Here is a 15,192-nt window from a genome sequence, read left to right as displayed (position 1 = left end):
GGGCCTGCATGCTGGCCTGGCACCAGGCCTGCCGGCTTGAACAAACCGCGCAAGCCAAACCGGTTCCGCCATCCACGCATGGCGTGGATTTACAATGGCGCCCTCATTGCGCCGGGGGCTGCATGGATTCCTTCAACCTGATGCGCACCTTCCGTCGCATCGTCGAACGCGGCGGCCTGGCCCGCGCGGCCGAAGACCTGGGTCTGTCAGCGGCCGGCCTGAGCAAGCAGCTGCGTACGCTGGAAGCGCACCTGGGCGTGGTGCTGCTGCAGCGGACCACGCGGCGCATGAGCCTGACCGAAACCGGCCATGCGTATTACCGCGAGTGCTGCCGCCTGCTGGACGAACTGGACGCACTGGAACGCGGCATCGCCGAACAGCGGGGCGAGGTTGCCGGCCGCCTGCGGGTGAACGCACCGCAGTCCTTCGCGCTGAGCACGCTGTCGCTGCTGCTGCCGCGCTTCCTGCAGCAGCATCCGCAGCTGTCGCTGGACCTGGTGATGGAAGACCGCCTGCTCGATGCGGTGGGCGGAGGCTTCGATGTGTCGCTGCGGCTGCGCGCCGAGTTGGACGATTCACGCCTGGTGGCGCGGCGGCTGGCCTCGCTGCAGCAGGTGTTGTGCGCGGCACCGTGCTACCTGCAGCAGCACCCCGCGCCACACACCGTGCAGGACCTGCATGCGCACAGCGTGCTGGCCTACAGCCTGTCCGATTCACCGGGCAGCTGGCCGCTGCTGGGTCCCGATGGCCAGGTCACGATCACCCTGCCCGCACGGGTCACCGCCAACAACAGCCTGCTGCTGCGCGATCTGCTGGTGGCCGGCCTGGGCATCGGCGCCCTGCCCTCGTTCCTGGCCGCGCCCGCGCTGGCGCGCGGCGACCTGCAGCAGGTGCTGCCCGACCACCGCTATCCGCCGCGCTTTGTCCATGCGGTCTACCCCACCGCGCGCCACCTGCAGCCCAAGGTGCGCGCCTTCATCGATTTCCTGCACGCCGAACTGCCCGGCTGCGCGGGACTGGATTCGTAACCGCCAGCGAAAACTGAGCTGCCCGAAACCCGCTGTTTCGGCCGCGCCGCGCTGCCTACGCTGCCGCCTCCCCTCTCACCGATGGCAGGCAGATGTCTTCCGCTCCCTCCCCCACCACCGCCGCGCCGGTGGTCGATTTCTTCCACGATGTGGTCTGCGGCTGGTGCTTCGTACTGGCCCCGCGCCTGCAGCAGGTTTCGGCCGAACTGGGCATCCAGGTGCGCCACCGCAGCTTCGTGCTGCAGGACTCGCGCGCCCGGATGATCGACGTGTTCGGTTCCATGCCCCGCGCCAAGGACACCATCCTGCGCCACTGGGCCGACTGCGCGGCGCATGAAGACACCGCGCGCATCGATATCGACGGCATGCGCGCGCAGACGTTCGAATACCCCTCCGGCTGGCTGGGCGCACTGGCCTGCCAGGCCGCCGGCATGCTCGGCGGCAATGATGCCCATGGCGCGATGTTCGATGCGGTGCAGTGGGCGCACCTGCACCAGCACCGCAACATCGGCGATGCCGAGGTCCTGCTGGACATCGCCGAGTCACTGGGCCATCGGCGTGGCGTCTTCGCTGACCACATGCGCAGCGAAGACGTGCGCCAGCGCGTACAGGCCGACCGCGCCGAAGCGGCCGCCCTTGGCATCCGTTCCATTCCCACCGTCATCGGCCGCGATGGCCTGCGCCTGCAGACCCTGCCGCTGCCCCACCTGCGCCAGGCCCTGGCGCCCCTGGTCGCGGCCACCGCCGCGCCCTTCCCCACCCTGCAAGGAGAAACCCCATGACCCCACGTACCCTGGGCAGCGCACTGGCGCTGCTGCTGGCCAGTGCTGCATCCACCGCCGTGTCCGCACACGAACGCGTTCCTTCTGGCCAGCAGGTCGGCACCAGCCCCTGGGGGCCGAAGGACGAGATCGGTCGCCTCAACCTGATCACCGACGCCTCGCGTGCCGCCATCCTGTCGCGGGTCAGCGGCGGCAAGGCCTACGACCTGGCCACCGAATACTTTGTCGGCATGCCCAGCTGGCAGGACGCCGGCGACCCGCACTACCAGTTCTGGATGACCCACACCCCGCGCGGCACCGTAGTGGACGACCCGATGGGCGTGGGCCAGGCCATGAACCTCACCCGCAGCTACACCGGCACCGCGTTTTCGATGTACAGCCACACCGGCACCCATATCGATGCGCTGAACCACTTCGGCATCCACGGAAAGATCTGGAATGGCTTCGAGGCCGACACGCATCTGGGCGATCGTGGCTGGAAGGTCACCGGCATCGAGAAATTCCCGCCGCTGATCGCCCGTGGCGTGCTGATCGACGTGGCTGGCGCCAAGGGCGTGGACATGCTGCCGGACCGCTATCGCGTCACCCGCCAGGACCTGAAGGATGCCTTGGCACGCCAGCACGTCACCCTGCAGCAGGGCGACGTGGTGCTGATCCGCACCGGCCGCATGCGCCTGTTCGAACAGCCCGGTGCCTACATGGCCAACCCGCCGGGCATGGGCCTGGACGCGGCACGCTTCCTGGTGGAGGACAGTGGCGCGATGATCGTCGGCGCCGACAACCTCAGCTTCGAGACCTTCCCCTCGGAGGTGTCCGATGACTATGTGCCGCTGCACACCTACCTGCTGGCCCAGCAGGGTGCACCGATCATCGAACTGGTGGCGCTGGACGAACTGGCCCGTGACCAGGTCTACGAGTTCGCCTTCATCGGCGGCCCGCTGAAGATCCGCGGTGGCGACGCCGCCCCGCTGCGCCCGGTGGCCCTGCCGGTACACCGGTAACGCGCCGGGTAGGTGCCGACCTTGGTCGGCACTCCCTGCCCCCTTCAGCAAGCTGAAACCCACCCCGCGATTTCATTAGTAATTCTACTCACAAGGCGAGTAGCATGTCCGGTCTCAGCCCCTGATACCGGCCTGTCGATACTCGTTCCATGCCTGCCGTTTCCGTCCACTGCTGCCGCTTCCAGCCTGCCCGGCGCCTCCCCTGGAGGACCGGCTGATGGGTGCCGTCGTCGCCCTGGACCGCCTGCTGGATGGCCGCCAGCTGTGGCGCGGCCCGGCCCGCCACGGCCCGGCCAGCGACCATCTGGCCAGCGGCCACCCGGCCCTGGACGCCCGCCTGCCCGGCGGCGGCTGGCCCGCCAGCGGGCTGTGCGAAGTACTGCTGGCCTGCCCCGGCGTGGGTGAACTGGCCCTGGTCTGGCCGGCACTGGCCAAGCTGAGCCAGCGCGATCGGCCGATCGTGCTGGTCGCCCCGCCGCATCGGCCGCATGCCCCGGCCTGGGCCGCGGCCGGGCTGGATCTGGCCCAGCTGCAGATCATCCATGCGGCGCCGAAGCAGGCGTTGTGGGCGGCCGAACAATGCCTGCGCTCGGCCGCCTGTGCGGCGGTGCTGTGCTGGCCGCAGCAAGCCGATGATCGTTCCCTGCGCCGGCTGCAGGTGGCCGCCGACAGTGGCCAGTGCCTGGGCTTCGTGTTCCGCGAAGCACGCGCCGCGCGCAATCCGTCGCCGGCCAGCCTGCGCCTGCAGCTCGACCCCGGCCAGGTGCGCGTGCTGAAGTGCCGCGGCGGGCTGCCGCCTGCGCAGCCCTTGCCGCTGGCCATCGCCCACTGAGGCCGCACCATGCATTGGGCCTGCCTGTTGTTGCCGCAACTGGCGCTGGACAGCGTGCTGCGCCAGCAGCCGGACCCGCAGCGGCCGCTGGTGCTGCTGCAGGGCCCGGCGCAGCGCCGGGTGTTGCGCGCGGTCAGCCCGGCCGCACGGGCCGTCGGTCTGCGCCCGGGCATGCTGCTATCGGCCGCGCAGGTGCTGGTGCAGGACATGCAGCTGCACGACTACGATCCCGCCGCCGAACAACAGACCCGGCAACTGCTGGCCAGCTGGCTGTACGCCTACAGCTCGCAGGTCAGCCTCGATTTTCCGCATGCACTGGTGCTGGAAATCCACGCCAGCCGCGCCCTGTTCGGCGATTGGCCACAGATCGAACAGCGCCTGCGCCACGGCCTGCATGAACTCGGTTTCCGCCACCGCCTGGTGGCCGCGCCCAACCCGCATGCCGCGCGCGTGCTGGCCAACGTGCACGACGGCCTGGGCATCGATGCTGCGCAGCTGGCGGCCGCGTTGGCGCCGCTGCCACTGGCCCGCAGCGGCCTGCCGGCCGATGCGGTCACCGTGCTCGGCCGTTCCGGCCTGCGTACGCTGGGCGCGGTGTTCGACCTGCCGCGCGACAGTTTGGCCCGGCGCTTCGCCCCGCAGGTGCTGCAGCAGCTCGATGCCGTGCGCGGCCTGGACAACACGCCGCTGCGCTACTACCAGCCCCCGGACCGTTTCGATGCCCGCATCGAATTCGAATACGAAATCGAATCCAGCCAGGCCCTGCTGTTCCCGCTGCGGCGCCTGCTGCTGGACCTGGCCGCCTTCCTCTGCTCGCGCGATGGCGGCGTGCAGCGCTTCGACCTGCACTTCGAACACGACCTGCTGCCGGCCAGCGTGCTGACCATCGGCCTGCTGGCCCCCGAGCGCGATGCCGCGCTGCTGTTCGAAATCGCCCGCAACCGCATGGAAGCCTTCGCCCTGCCCGCTGGCAGCCGTGCGCTGCGCCTGCAGGCCGAGCAACTGCCGCCGTTCGTGCCGGTCGCGCGTGATCTGTTCGACACCCGCCCGGCGCAGGCCATGCCCTGGAACCAGCTGCGCGAACGCCTGCGTGCGCGGCTGGGCGATGATGCCGTGCAACCGCTGGCGGTACAGGCCGACCATCGCCCCGAACGCGCCAGCGGTACGCAGCCGCCGGCCACGCCGCCCGGCTACTGGCCGCTGCGCCCCGGCTGGCTGCTGGAGGCACCACAGCCGCTGCGCGACCCGCGCCTGCGCATCGTCGCTGGCCCGGAACGGATCGAATCGGGCTGGTGGGACCAGGCCGATGCACGGCGCGACTATTACGTGGTGGAAACCGCGCACGGGCAACGCGGCTGGGCGTTCCGACCGCGCAACGACCCGCATGCGCCGTGGATGCTGCACGGCTGGTTCGGTTGAACCCGCATGCACGCAGAACTGCCCGCCTACGCCGAACTGCATTGCCTGTCGGCCTTCAGTTTCCAGCGCGGTGCCTCCACCGCCGATGAACTGTTCGCGCGCGCCGCCAGCCAGGGCTACCACGCCCTGGCGATCACCGACGAATGCTCGCTGGCCGGCATCGTCCGCGCCTGGCAGGCGGCCAAGGCGCACGGCGTGGCGCTGATCGTCGGCGCCGAACTGCAGATCGAGGACGGGCCGAAGATCGCCCTGCTGTGCACCAACCAGGATGCCTACGCCGGCCTGTGCCAGCTGATCACCACCTGCCGCCGGCGCGCTGGCAAGGGTGAGTACCGCTGCCTGGCCGATGATCTGCACGGACTGCCCGACGGCCTGCTGTGCCTGTGGCTGGACCGCCAGCCCGATGCCAGCCACCTGCAGCCGCTGCGCACCGGCTTCGGCGACCGCCTGTGGCTGGCAGTGGAGCTGCACCACGAACACGACGACGCGCGCCGCCTGCAGCAGCTGCAGGCCTTCGGCGAACGCCATGCGCTGCCGCTGGTAGCCAGCGGCGATGTGCACATGCACGTGCGCCGTCGCCGCGCCCTGCAGGACACCCTCACCGCCATCCGCCACCGCTGCAGCGTGGCCGAAGCCGGCTGGCGCCTGTTTCCCAACGGTGAACGCCACCTGCGCCCGCGCACGTCGCTGGCCCAGCTGTACCCGCCCGCATTGCTGGCCGAAACCCTGCACATCGCCGCGCGCTGCCACTTCAGTCTGGACCAGCTGAAATACACCTACCCGCGCGAACTGGTGCCGGCCGGGCACACCCCGGACAGCTGGTTGCGCGCCCTGGTGGAACAAGGCATTCCCGAGCGCTGGAAAGACGGCATCCAGCCGGCCCAGCGCCAGCAGATCGAACACGAGCTGGAACTGATCGCCAAGAAGAACTACGCCTCGTATTTCCTTACCGTGCAGGACATCGTGCGCTTCGCCCGCAGCCAGCAGATCCTCTGCCAGGGCCGCGGTTCGGCAGCCAATTCGGCGGTGTGCTTCGTGCTGGGCGTCACCGAGATCGACCCGGCACGCAGCAACCTGCTGTTCGAGCGCTTCATTTCCGAAGAACGCGATGAACCACCGGACATCGACATCGACTTCGAGCACGAGCGCCGCGAAGAAGTGCTGCAGTACGTGTTCAAGCGTTATGGCCGCGAACGCGCCGCGCTGACCGCCGTGGCGATCAGCTACCGCGGCCGCAGTGCCATCCGCGATGTGGCCCGCGCGCTGGGCCTGCCGATGGACCAGGTGAACGAGCTGGGCGCGGCCATGGACCACTGGGGTGGCCACATACCGCTGCCCGATACCCTGCGCGAACGCGGCTTCGACCCGGACACGCCGCTGATGCGACGGCTGCTGTCCCTCACCGCCGAGCTGATCGATTTCCCGCGCCACCTGTCGCAGCACCCGGGCGGTTTCGTGATCTCCGAACATCCGCTGTCCACCCTGGTGCCGGTGGAAAACGCGGCCATGGCCGACCGCACCGTCATCCAGTGGGACAAGGACGACCTGGACGCCACCGGCCTGATGAAGGTCGACTGCCTGGCGCTGGGCATGCTCACCGCCATCCGCAAGTGCCTGGCCCTGCTGCAGCAGCACGGGCTGCACAGCGGCCGCATGGATGCGGTGCCCGCCAAGGACAGCGCGACCTACGACATGATCTGCGCCGCCGACACGATCGGGGTGTTCCAGATCGAATCGCGCGCGCAGATGGCCATGCTGCCGCGCATGCAGCCACGCACGTTCTACGACCTGGTGATCGAAGTGGCCATCGTGCGTCCCGGGCCGATCCAGGGCGACATGGTGCACCCCTACCTGGAACGCCGCCGGATCCTGCGCGAACAAGGGCCGGATGCGCTGAACGACCCGGCCAACCCGCTCTATCCACCGCAGCTGGAACGCGTGTTCGCCCGCACCCTGGGCGTGCCGCTGTTCCAGGAACAGGTGATGCAGCTGGCGGTGGAAGCGGCCGGCTACACCCCCGGCGAGGCCGATGCGCTGCGCCGTTCGATGGCCGCCTGGAAGCGCCGCGGCGGGCTGGAACCGCACCGGGAAAAACTGCTGGCCGGCATGCTGCGCAATGGCTTCAGCCGCGAGTACGGCGAACATCTGTTCGAGCAGATCAAGGGCTTCGGCAATTACGGTTTCCCGGAAAGCCACGCCGCCAGTTTCGCCCTGCTGACCTATGTCAGTTGCTGGCTGAAGTGCCACCACCCGGCCGCGTTCACCGCCAGCCTCATCAACAGCCAGCCGCTGGGCTTCTACAGCCCCGACCAGCTGCTGCAGGATGCACGCCGGCATGGCATCGCGGTGCTGCCGGTGGATGTGCGCCACAGCCACTGGGACTGCACGCTCGATTTCAGCAAGGGCGCCGCCGCCCTGCGCCTGGGCCTGCGTCTGGTCGATGGCTGCAGCGAACAGGCGGTGCAGGCGCTGGTCCGCGAACGCGCACGGCGTCCGTTCGACGATGTGGGTGATCTGTGCCAGCGAGTGGCGCTCGATCGCCGCCAGCAGGGCCTGCTGGCCGATGCCGGTGCACTGCGCGGCCTCAGTGGCCACCGCCACCGCGCACGCTGGGACGTCTCCGGCGTGGAAAACCGCCTGCCATTGTTCGACCCGGCCCGCGCCACCGGCGAAGCACGCGTGCCGCTGCCGCTGCCCAGCGCCTGGGACGACATGCAGGCCGACTACCGCAGTACCGGCACCACCCTGGGCCGCCACCCGCTGTCGTTCCTGCGCGCGCAGCTGCGCAGCCGCGGCTGCCTGGATGCTGAACAACTGGCCGCGCACGGGCATGGCCGGCGCGTGCGCATCGCTGGTCTGGTACGCATGCGTCAGCGGCCGCAGACCGCAAGCGGGGTCACGTTTCTTACCCTGGAAGATGAGACCGGCATGGTCAACGCCGTGGTCTGGCGCCACGTGGCCGATCGCCAGCACCGCATCCTGGTCGATGCCCAGCTGATGCAGATCGACGGCAGGCTGGAACGCGTGGATGGCGTGCAGCACGTCATCGTGCAACGCATGCTGGGCCTGGACGGCCTGCTGCAGGGCCTGCGAAGCCACAGCCGCGATTTCCATTGATGGCTCGACCCTACCCATCCGCTTTTGCATCCGCTATCGTCGCCAGATCCAAGGAAGGACTACACGATGGCCCGTGCGTTGCTGTTTACCACTCTGGGGGTGTCCACCCTCGCCCTGCTGACCTCAGGCTGGACGGCCTGGAACCTGCACAGAAGCCAGTCGCCCGAACGCGTGGTCCATGCACGTGGCCTGGTCGTCCACGATGCCAACGGCCAGGCACGCGTCATCGTCGGCGCGCCAGTCCCCGACCCGGCCAGCAAGGGGCGCACCCAGGGCCCGCGCGCGGCGGCACTGTCCGGCGTGATCCTGCTCGGCCCCGACGGTTCGGAACGCGGCGCCTACGGCACGAGTGACCGTGGCGGCGAAGCGTTGCTCACTCTGGACGATGCCAGCGGCACCACCGAAGTGTTCAAGGTGGTGGCCAACCCCGACCGCGGCGCTTCACTGATGGTGCGCCACCAGAACAACACCGGCGCCATGCTCACCTCCTGGCAGGGCAAGCCGGAACTGCTGTTCCTGGACGACAGCGGCCAGACCTACTACGTGCGACCCGGGGTCAACGCGGCGCCCTGAACGGGCCCGGTACAGGCCGGGCATTAATGCAAACGATTCTCTTTTGCGGTAAGGTGCGCGCGCTGCCCTTGCCGCCGCAGGCCGTTCCTATACCGCTCTCCGCACTCCGTCCGTGCCAGTCCAAGCGCTTCCCTCATTGCCCTCGCCCCTGCCATCGGACCGCCGAGCGCAGACCGGTGCACGCGAGCGCCGCCCGCACTGGATGGCGGTGGCGATCACCATCGGCCTGCATCTGCTGCCGGTGCTGGGGCTGCTGCACTGGACAACGTCCACACGCCAACCCACACCCCCAGCGGAAGATGTGCGCATCAGCCTGCGGCTGTTGCCGCCCACCGCGCCGCCACAGCCGCTGGAAGAACTGAACGCCGACCGCCCCAGCCAGGCGCAGCAACCACGTGCGCCGCAGCCGCGTCCGTTGTCACCGCCCCCACCCACCCGCGCACCGCAGGGCACCTTGGCGTCCGGTCACGGCCGCAGCGCCGAAGCGCAGCCGCTACCGGAACCGGTACCGGCGCTGATCCTGCCAGCCAGCGACGCCGCACCGGCACCGGCGTCGATCACGGCTGCGCCGCCGACACCCGACGCACCACCGGCACCCCAGTTGGCCGGCGCCCACAGCGACAGCTGGGAAGCACGGCTGATGGCGCGCCTGGAGCGCCACCGCTATTTCCCCAGCGCCGCCCGCGCGCGCCGCCAGCAGGGCACCGCCTGGGTCCGCGCCAGCGTCGATCGCAGCGGCCGCCTGCGCACGCTGCTGCTGGAGCGCAGCAGCGGCGAACCCATGCTGGACGAAGCCGCCCTGCAGACCTTCCGCCGCGCGCAGCCCCTGCCGCGCATTCCCGACGATCTGCCGGCGCCGCAGGAACGCGTGGTACCGGTGGAATACTACCTGCGCTGACGCCACTCAGGTCCACGCCGGGTCGGCGGTGAAATCGATCGTCAGCCAGAACATGCCGCCGCGGGCATCCAGGCGCACCGCAATCTCGTCGCGCATGGCATCCACCTCGCCCACCGTGCCCAACGGTGTGGCCGGGTCGGTCAGTACATGGATCTCGATGAAGCGCATGCGGCCCATCTTCGCCACATGGCTGGTGAAACCGGCATAGCCCCGTTCGCGCACGAACGCCTGCATCACCTGCTGCACGCGCTGGTCCAGGTCATCGGGCGCGACCTGCAGCACCTCGCGCAGCGCCTTGAACGCCGCCCGCGTGGGTACCGGCAGCACGGCCACGCTGATCAGCATCAGCACGATCGAATCCAGATACGGCACCCAGTGCTGCCACGGCCCGTCCTGCAGGGCCAGGGCCAGCAGGAACGCCAGCACCACCGCCAATGCCATAAGCCCGCCCAGCAGCCAGGCACGCACATCCAGCCACAGCAAGGGCGAATGCAGGCGCCGCGCCTGGCCGGCCACGAACGCGGCCATGCCCAGGTTGCTGGCACTGATCAGACCGGCCCACCACAGCGCCGGCCCGAACTTCACCACGTGCCCGCCGGTGGTCAGACCGATCACCGCATTGGCCAGCGCATACACGCAGGCCAGCGACAGGATCACCCCGCCCAGCGCTTCCACCATCGGTTCCAGGTGCCAATAGCCATACTGGAAGCGCGGACTCTGCTCCCGCGCCACCAGCCGCAGCACCGAAAGGGATACCAGGGTCAGGGCCACGTCCACCAGGCTGTAGATGCCGTCGAACAGGATGGCCTGCGATCCCACCAGCAGGCCGCCCAGGAAGCCGGCTGCACTGACCGCCACGGTCATGCCGATGGACAGCCGCAGGATGCGCTGCTCGCGGGTGGTATCCATGCAGTGCCGAAGGTCCGACCGTCACGGTCAGGCCTTCAGCACCTCCACCCGGTAACTGATGCCTTCCTCGTCGTGCTCGATGATCAGCCCGTGCACGTCCGACTCGAAACCGGGGAAGCGCGCGTTCTGTTCGCGGGCAATGCGCAGCGACTGGATGATCGGTTCGTCGCTGGCACCGAAGCGTTCGCCCGGCATGATGGTGGGAATGCCCGGCGGGTACGGCACCAGCATGGTGGCGGCGATACGACCGCTGAGCTGCTCGATATCGACCCGTTCGATCTCGCCCTTCACCAGATGGTTGTAGGCATCGGCCGGGGTCATCACCGGGGTCGGCAGGTCCACGTACATCTCGCGCATCACCTTGGCCACGGCGAATTCCTGGTTGAACGCATGCAGTGCATCGCACAGATCGCGCAGGCCCCAGCCGGCATAGGCCACCGGATAATCGGCGGCCAGCGTCGGCAGTGCCTGGTTCAGCGGCGCGTTGCGATCGTAAAGTTCCTTGAACGCCATCAGCTCGGTCACCAGGGTGCTCCACTTGCCCTTGGTGATGCCCATCGAGAACAGGAACAGCACCGAGTACAGGTTGGTCTTTTCCACGGTGATGCCGCGGCCCCACAGGAACTTGCTCAGCACCGCCGCCGGAATGCCCAGCCTGCCCGTGCTGCCATCCATCGACAGACCGGGGGTCAGCAGGGTCACCTTGATCGGGTCGATCAGAACATAGTCGTCCACCAGCCCATCAAAGCCGTGCCAGTGCGCATCGGGCTGCAGGTACCATTCCTCACGCTTGGCTACCAGCGGTGCCGGCGTATCGCCCTTGTCCAGACTGCGCTCCACCTTCGTCGGCTGCCACACGCTGAACCACCAGTCGTCACGCCCCAGGTCATCGCGCACATGCAACATGGCGCGGCGGAAGGCAATCGCTTCGTCGTGCATTTCCTGCACCAGCGAGCGCCCCGCCTCGCCCTCCATCATCTTCGAGGCCACGTCGCAGGCGGCGATCACCCCGTAATGCGGGCTGGTGGAGGTGTGCATCATGAACGATTCGTTGAAGCGCTCGGCATCCAGGTCGCGGCTGGCCGAGTTGCGCACGTGGATCATCGAAGCCTGCGAGAACGCGGCCAGCAGCTTGTGGGTCGAATGCGTGGTGAAGATGATCGCATCCTGCTCGCGCGGCTTGCCCTTGGCCATGCCGTAGTGGTTTTCGTAGAACGGGTGGAATGCCGCGTAGGCGTACCAGGCTTCATCGAAGTGCAGGAAGTCCACCGCACTGCCGATCTCTTCGGCAATCTTTTCGGCGTTGTAGCACAGGCCGTCGTAGGTGGAATTGGTGACCACCGCGATGCGCGGCTTCGAACCGGCCTGGTAGGCCTGGCGGGCCAGCGGGTTGTCGGCAATGCGCTGCTGCAGCGCTTCGGGGGTGAATTGGTCCAGGCTGATCGGCCCGATGATGCCGTGCGCGTTGCGGCTGGGGGTGAAGTAGACCGGCACACCGCCGGTCATGATCAGTGCGTGCAGCAGCGATTTGTGGCAATTGCGGTCCACGAACACCACGTCGCCGCGCGCCACCGTGCCGTGCCAGACGATCTTGTTGGCGGTGGAGGTGCCGTTGGTCACGAAGAAGGTGTGGTCGGCGCCGAAGTTGCGCGCGGCCTCGTCCTCGGCGTCCTTGATCGGGCCGGTGTGGTCCAGCAGCGAGCCCAGTTCCGGCACCGAGATCGACAGATCGCTGCGCAGGGTGTTTTCGCCGTAGAACTGGTGGAACGCACGGCCCACCGGCGATTTGGTGAACGCCACGCCACCGGCATGGCCCGGGGTATGCCAGGAATAGTTCGATTCGGCCGCGTGGTGGATCAACGCCTTGAAGAACGGCGGCAGCAGGTTGTGCATGTAGTCTTCGGCCGCACGCATCACCTGGCGGGCGACGAAGTTCTTGGTGTCCTCGAACAGGAAGATGAAACCGTGGATGTACTTGAGCAGCTTGCTGGGCACCTTCTCGATGGTGCGCCGCTCGCCGTACAGGAACACCGGCAGGTTGGCCCGGCGTGCGCTCTGTTCACGCAGGAAGGCCGCCAGGCGCTGGAACTCGCCCTCACCCTCCTCGCTGCCATCGATCGAGATCAGCACCGCCGACGCCGCCACGTAGGTGCGGGCACCGGCGCGGGCATCGTCCAGGTTCAGGCCGCACAGCACGCGCTGGCCGTTGCCACGCAGTTCTTCCACCAGTGCGCGGATCAGGATGCCGCCGATGCGCGGCGACTCGTAATCACCATCGATGACGATGACCGGGTAATCCAGGGACTTGAAGTACACGTTGATTCTCCTTGTCGAACTCAGGAACGCTGGGCGCCGCTGGACAACGCGGCTGCCTCACGGGTGCGCTGCCGCTGCTGGCGGCGCTCCTCGCTGAAGAAGGGATAGAACACGGTGATGAACAGCACGAACAGGAAGGCGTACTGCACGATGGTTCCCGACGATCCGTAGATCGCCCACAGGCAATACACCACCGTCAGGCTGGTCAACGCCCAGAACGCGCCGGTGTGCACGATGGTGTGCGAGCGCTCCACCACGAAATAGCAGGCCACGCAGGAATAGATGTACGGCAGCAGGGTCAGCACCACCGCCGCCGAGGTGATCACATCGAACTGCGCCGAGGCGGTTTCCGAGGTGGAAGTGACCAGCACCGCCAGGGTCATCAGCACTGCCACGATCAGCACGCCCTTCACCGGCACGTCGTCCTTGTTGGTCTTGCTGAAGATGCTCGGGAACAGGCCATCGTCGGACGCCGCCTTGGCGCTCTGCGCGGTCAGCAGGATCCAGCCGCCCAGCGAACCGGCCGCGCCGATGAAGGCGCACAGGCTGACCAGGCCACCGCCCCAGCCGCCCACTGCCTTGGCGGCGGCCAGCGCGAACGGCGCATCGGAGGTCTGCAGTTCGGCATTGGGCACCATGCCCATGATTACCGACGAACTGGCGATATAGGCCACCGCCGCCAGGAACACGCCGGCCAGGGTGGCGCGGGCCACGTTCTTTTCCGGATTTTCCACCACGCCGGCGGTCACCGACGCCGATTCCACGCCGATGAACGCCCACAGGGTGAGTGCGGCAGCGCTGGAAATGGCGCCGAAGTTCGACTCACCCGAAACGTTGTAAGCACCCTTGAAGATGTCCGCATCGAAGAAGAACCAGCCGAAGATCGCGATGCCCAGGATCGGCACCAGCGCGAAACTGGTGGTGACCGTCTGCACCTTGGTCACGAACGCCGGACCGATCACGTTGGCAAAGCTCAGGGCCCAGACCAGCGCCAGCACGGCGATGCAGCGCACCAGCGGCTCGGACAGGATCGGGAAGAAGTAGCTGAAATAGCCCACTGCCGCGATCGGAATGGCCACGTTGCCGATCCAGTTGGCGAACCAGTAGATGGTGTTGGTCTGGAAGCCCATGTACGGCCCGAACCAGTCACGCGCATAGGCATACGGGCCGCCGGCCTTTGGCGCCAGCTTGCCCAGCTTGGCAAACACGAACGCCAGCAGCAGGGCCCCGGCGGTGGTGATCAACCAGCCCCAGATCGAGGCGGTACCGATCTTGGCCAGGCTCGATGGCAACAGGAACACCCCTGAGCCCATCATGTTGCCGGCCACGAGGAAGGTGGCACCGACCACCCCGATTTTCTTCGTTTCTGCCATGACACTCTCCTGCACCTGGCATGGGCCCGGCAACACCGGGCATGGGGACGGAAAACGCGGGCGTACCGCCGCTGGCGTCTACTTGATGAAGTTGTATTGCAGACTGCCCTGCACCCGGACCGTGTCGCCGCGCGCGCCGCTCTGCTGCTCCAGGCGGCCATACAGCAGCTCCATGCCCATCGTCCACGACGGTGCCGGGCTCCAGATCAGGTTGAACACGCCGTAGCGGCTTTCGCGGAACGCATCGGCGGGCAGCGCCGCATTGCGCTCCAGCGTCAGCTGCCCGTAGATCAGGTTCGAACGCCACAGTTCGGACCAGTAATGGGTGTAGCCGACGAAACCGCCGTGCACGTCCAGCGCGCGCAGACGCCCATCGGCACCGACCACCGCGTCCAGGCCGGAGCCGGTCAGGTCGGCGGTGTAGCGGCTCAACCCGCGCCCGCCCAATGCACCGAACAGCAGCAGGTCACGCTCGCCCACCGCCGCCGAACCACTGAGCTGCAGACCACCGGCCATGCGCCGGTCGCGTTTGCCGTCACCGTCGTAGGCCAGGCTGCGCGCCACCGCGCCCAACTGCAGATGGCCCCAGTCACGCTCCACGCGCGCGGCCACGGTCACATCCGGCAGCCGGTTGGCGGCAATCACGCTGTCGTTGGCGCCGGCCAGCTCGGTGTCCGGGTCTTCGGCGGCCAGGGTCAGCGTGGTGCCCTTGCCCAGCGCGAAACTGTGGTGGATGCCGGCCACCAGAAGGTAGCCCGCGCCACCCGGGCCGGCGAAATCCAGTGTGTCGGGCAGGCTGTCGGCGTCCATGAAGCTGGAATAGCCGTAACCGGCATACGTGTTGCCCAGCTGCCCGTAGGCGTGGCGCAGCCGGAACTGATAGCCGTCGCTGCTGCCGAAGAAGTCGTTCTCCAGATAGAAGCGCAGGTTGCCGTGCGTGGTCG

At 68.1% G+C, this 15,192-nt stretch carries 12 protein-coding genes; 8 read left to right on the top strand and 4 right to left on the bottom strand.

Annotated elements, in window-relative coordinates; genetic code table 11:
• Nucleotides 1-122 precede the first annotated feature (122 nt).
• The 8 genes from RTY46_RS17570 to RTY46_RS17535 all read left to right on the top strand — a co-directional run bounded on the left by RTY46_RS17570 (nt 123) and on the right by RTY46_RS17535 (nt 9,650).
• Nucleotides 123-1,028 (top strand): LysR family transcriptional regulator, encoded by a 906-nt coding sequence (locus tag RTY46_RS17570; RefSeq protein WP_312709997.1) that lies wholly within the window; start codon nt 123-125, stop codon nt 1,026-1,028.
• A gap of 92 nt (nt 1,029-1,120) precedes the next feature.
• The gene (locus RTY46_RS17565; protein WP_312709996.1) at nt 1,121-1,810 is read left to right on the top strand and encodes a DsbA family protein; all 690 of its coding nucleotides are present in this window, start codon (nt 1,121-1,123) and stop codon (nt 1,808-1,810) included.
• Complete coding sequence (locus RTY46_RS17560) at nt 1,807-2,811, top strand: cyclase family protein (protein ID WP_312709995.1); 1,005 nt, start codon at nt 1,807-1,809, stop codon at nt 2,809-2,811. The genes RTY46_RS17565 and RTY46_RS17560 overlap by 4 nt, the downstream gene beginning before the upstream one ends.
• 217 nt (nt 2,812-3,028) lie before the next feature.
• A complete protein-coding gene (gene imuA / locus RTY46_RS17555; protein WP_108753349.1) occupies nt 3,029-3,643 on the top strand; it encodes a translesion DNA synthesis-associated protein ImuA in 615 nt (204 codons plus the stop codon).
• Between the two features lie 9 nt (nt 3,644-3,652).
• Nucleotides 3,653-5,062 (top strand): DNA polymerase Y family protein, encoded by a 1,410-nt coding sequence (locus tag RTY46_RS17550; protein ID WP_312709994.1) that lies wholly within the window; start codon nt 3,653-3,655, stop codon nt 5,060-5,062.
• Nucleotides 5,063-5,068: 6 nt separating this feature from the next.
• On the top strand, nt 5,069-8,179 hold the full coding sequence (locus RTY46_RS17545) for an error-prone DNA polymerase (protein WP_312709993.1): 3,111 nt from the start codon (nt 5,069-5,071) through the stop codon (nt 8,177-8,179).
• A 66-nt stretch (nt 8,180-8,245) separates the two neighbouring features.
• A complete protein-coding gene (locus RTY46_RS17540) occupies nt 8,246-8,752 on the top strand; it encodes a hypothetical protein (RefSeq protein WP_312709992.1) in 507 nt (168 codons plus the stop codon).
• Between the two features lie 136 nt (nt 8,753-8,888).
• Entirely contained in the window at nt 8,889-9,650 is a 762-nt protein-coding gene (locus RTY46_RS17535) for a TonB family protein (RefSeq protein ID WP_312709991.1), read from the top strand.
• A gap of 6 nt (nt 9,651-9,656) precedes the next feature.
• Here the strand turns inward: RTY46_RS17535 and RTY46_RS17530 are convergent, their stop codons facing one another.
• The 4 genes from RTY46_RS17530 to RTY46_RS17515 all read right to left on the bottom strand — a co-directional run.
• Nucleotides 9,657-10,559 carry a cation diffusion facilitator family transporter gene (locus RTY46_RS17530; RefSeq protein WP_312709989.1) on the bottom strand — a complete coding sequence of 301 codons (903 nt, stop codon included), beginning with the start codon at nt 10,557-10,559 and terminating at the stop codon, nt 9,657-9,659.
• A gap of 27 nt (nt 10,560-10,586) precedes the next feature.
• A complete protein-coding gene (locus RTY46_RS17525; RefSeq protein WP_312709987.1) occupies nt 10,587-12,875 on the bottom strand; it encodes an Orn/Lys/Arg decarboxylase N-terminal domain-containing protein in 2,289 nt (762 codons plus the stop codon).
• Between the two features lie 20 nt (nt 12,876-12,895).
• Nucleotides 12,896-14,248: an arginine/agmatine antiporter gene (adiC, locus tag RTY46_RS17520; protein ID WP_312709986.1), complete on the bottom strand. Its 1,353-nt coding sequence runs from the start codon at nt 14,246-14,248 to the stop codon at nt 12,896-12,898.
• A gap of 78 nt (nt 14,249-14,326) precedes the next feature.
• On the bottom strand, nt 14,327-15,192 hold an 866-nt coding region (locus RTY46_RS17515), incomplete at its 5' end, for a DcaP family trimeric outer membrane transporter (protein ID WP_312709985.1).

The organism is Stenotrophomonas sp., assembly GCF_032056425.1.
Taxonomy (GTDB): Bacteria; Pseudomonadota; Gammaproteobacteria; order Xanthomonadales; family Xanthomonadaceae; genus Stenotrophomonas.
Note: the sequence above shows the minus strand (reverse complement) of the source record. Positions and strands in the feature narration are given on the sequence as shown.

Excerpts from the sequence above, each read along its gene's own strand:
- RTY46_RS17570 (WP_312709997.1), top strand. The coding sequence starts at position 123 with ATGGATTCCTTCAACCTGATGCGCACCTTCCGTCGCATCGTCGAACGC.
- RTY46_RS17565 (WP_312709996.1), top strand. The coding sequence starts at position 1,121 with ATGTCTTCCGCTCCCTCCCCCACCACCGCCGCGCCGGTGGTCGATTTC.
- RTY46_RS17560 (WP_312709995.1), top strand. The coding sequence starts at position 1,807 with ATGACCCCACGTACCCTGGGCAGCGCACTGGCGCTGCTGCTGGCCAGT.
- imuA (WP_108753349.1), top strand. The coding sequence starts at position 3,029 with ATGGGTGCCGTCGTCGCCCTGGACCGCCTGCTGGATGGCCGCCAGCTG.
- RTY46_RS17550 (WP_312709994.1), top strand. The coding sequence starts at position 3,653 with ATGCATTGGGCCTGCCTGTTGTTGCCGCAACTGGCGCTGGACAGCGTG.
- RTY46_RS17545 (WP_312709993.1), top strand. The coding sequence starts at position 5,069 with ATGCACGCAGAACTGCCCGCCTACGCCGAACTGCATTGCCTGTCGGCC.
- RTY46_RS17540 (WP_312709992.1), top strand. The coding sequence starts at position 8,246 with ATGGCCCGTGCGTTGCTGTTTACCACTCTGGGGGTGTCCACCCTCGCC.
- RTY46_RS17530 (WP_312709989.1), bottom strand. The coding sequence starts at position 10,559 with ATGGATACCACCCGCGAGCAGCGCATCCTGCGGCTGTCCATCGGCATG.
- adiC (WP_312709986.1), bottom strand. The coding sequence starts at position 14,248 with ATGGCAGAAACGAAGAAAATCGGGGTGGTCGGTGCCACCTTCCTCGTG.